The organism is Parabacteroides provencensis, assembly GCF_900232875.1.
Lineage (GTDB): Bacteria > Bacteroidota > Bacteroidia > Bacteroidales > Tannerellaceae > Parabacteroides > Parabacteroides chinchillae.
Window position 1 is genome coordinate 1 of record NZ_LT960506.1, and the last position, 1,874, is coordinate 1,874.

The 1,874-nt window shown below is 39.6% G+C and carries 5 protein-coding genes; all 5 read left to right on the plus strand.

Translation table 11 applies throughout. The features are described from left to right. Window positions 1-141: 141 nt before the first annotated feature. Window positions 142-597: a DUF4494 domain-containing protein gene (locus tag CTY47_RS16615; protein ID WP_099465900.1), complete on the plus strand. Its 456-nt coding sequence runs from the start codon at window positions 142-144 to the stop codon at window positions 595-597. Then, on the plus strand, window positions 590-823 hold the full coding sequence (locus CTY47_RS16865) for a hypothetical protein (protein WP_143813418.1): 234 nt from the start codon (window positions 590-592) through the stop codon (window positions 821-823). Before CTY47_RS16615 ends, CTY47_RS16865 begins: the two co-directional genes overlap by 8 nt. Window positions 824-836: 13 nt before the next feature. Next, on the plus strand, window positions 837-965 hold the full coding sequence (locus tag CTY47_RS17555; RefSeq protein WP_262497736.1) for a hypothetical protein: 129 nt from the start codon (window positions 837-839) through the stop codon (window positions 963-965). Between the two features lie 4 nt (window positions 966-969). Further along, complete coding sequence (locus CTY47_RS16625; protein ID WP_099465898.1) at window positions 970-1,167, plus strand: hypothetical protein; 198 nt, start codon at window positions 970-972, stop codon at window positions 1,165-1,167. Window positions 1,168-1,501: 334 nt separating this feature from the next. After that, on the plus strand, window positions 1,502-1,874 hold a 373-nt coding region (locus CTY47_RS16635; protein ID WP_143813419.1), incomplete at its 3' end, for a hypothetical protein.

The window sequence follows — 1,874 nt, forward strand, 5'->3', positions numbered from 1 at the left end:
CAGAAGATTGCCGCCAACTTTTCCGCACCATGTACAAGAACCGCCCCGGTATCAACTGGGAAACTCAGCTAATAGACCTCTGTCTGTTGGAATACACGAAAGAAAGTAAGGAACCTGAATTATTTAAACAATAAAATTATGATGCACAATTGGTTTACATGCAAAGTCTCTTTTGAGAAGATATTAGAAAACGGGATGCAAAAAAGAGTAATAGAACCCTACTTAGTAGACGCTTTGTCCTTTGCGGAGGCAGAAGCCCGTATTATTGAAGAAATCCATCCGTTTATATCCGGTGAGTTTACGGTGGCTGATATAAAACGCGCCCACTACAGCGAATTGTTCTTCAATGAAAATGGCGATCGTTTTTACAAAGTTCGTATCAACTTTATTACACTGGACGAAAAAAGTGGCGCTGAAAAACGTACTCCGGCAAAGATATTAGTACAAGCATCATTTTTAAAAGAGGCTCTTACCTCTTTTGAGGAAGGTATGAAAGGTACACTGGCTGATTACACCATTATCGGCGTGGAAGAAACGCCTTTGATCGATGTGTTTCCATACATGCCAAACGAAGATAAGGAGAGCGAAAATGAGTAAGCAACACCACATAATCAATGTTACCCCTCCCGAATACCAGCAGGTACACGAGAGCATGACATTTGGAAACTACACTTGCCCCGTTTGTAACGGGCGGGGTAGTTTTATCCCGGAACAAGTTGCGCACAATCATTGGCAGAGCAAAACTTGCGATTATTGCGATGGTACAGGTAAAGTAAAAGCAGATGTTCAAATCAGTTGGAAACCGGATTATTCTGACAGATAAAGACATTGAAGTTATGAGAGAATTTTTTGAACTAATACATACATATAACGATGAAGCTGCAGGATTAGCAATGTTCCTGTTGATTGTAATATGGTATATATGCGACACGATAGGTAATATATTCAAAAATAAAAATAAATGAAGGTATGAAAAAGAAAGAAGTAATTGAAATGGCACAAAAATACTCAGGGAGAACCATTTCCCAAGTAGATTACATGGCTGGATTTCAAGCAGCATGTAATATTGTGAGACAGAAAATTCAAACCTGCTGTAATGAGGATTTTTGCGATGAAATGGAAGAACTCTCTCAGGTAGCTTACATGGATTTGAGTTCAGATGATTAATTACTATAAAAAAGTGGTATTGTTTACTCCAATAACAACCGTCACTACCTTAACCGATCTGCCAGTTACAAATTACTCCATCAAGGCTACTCTTTCGGCTGCCAGTCCAATCTCGTTTGCTAGCACTCCTGCCGAGGGCGAGGAATACATGATCGACATCCTTAATAGCGGGTCGGCTGACTTTGATCAGCCTTTACCAAACGCAGATAATTGCCAGAGCAACGAAACATCTGTTACTTGCCAGCAGGGCAAGGTAACTGCTATCTCAGTGCGCTATATCCATAGCAAGTATGTATTTAGGGTTTAATGTATCAAAATGGAAAATAACTGAGCTATGCCGAAAAGGATATTGATGACTAACGAAAGTTCAAAATGGGAAAAAGCAAACATTGGAGATGTTATCTATTATAAAGATGGCAAGATTGGTATCATGCCTAAAGATAATATAGATCAATCGCTTAAATCTTATGTAATCGCAATAGTCGTTGGTAAACTATTGGATAGATTGCTTTTATTGTCACTAAATAGAGGCGAAAAGATACCCTATTCATCAACGAGCGTTTTGGTTCCTAACGTAACGGTTGCACCATGGGCAGGTTGGGACATAAACGCTCAGGTTGATGATATGGCCGGCAAAGCCAATACCGATGCACTTGTATCTTATTATGGTCTATCAGCATCATTTGCTGCAGGGTATTGTGCAAGCT

Bases quoted from the DNA above. Each gene is read 5' to 3' on its own strand.
- CTY47_RS16615 (WP_099465900.1), top strand. From the start codon at position 142: ATGCACAATTGGTTTACATGCAAAGTCTCTTTTGAGAAGATATTAGAA.
- CTY47_RS16865 (WP_143813418.1), top strand. From the start codon at position 590: ATGAGTAAGCAACACCACATAATCAATGTTACCCCTCCCGAATACCAG.
- CTY47_RS17555 (WP_262497736.1), top strand. From the start codon at position 837: ATGAGAGAATTTTTTGAACTAATACATACATATAACGATGAAGCTGCA.
- CTY47_RS16625 (WP_099465898.1), top strand. From the start codon at position 970: ATGAAAAAGAAAGAAGTAATTGAAATGGCACAAAAATACTCAGGGAGA.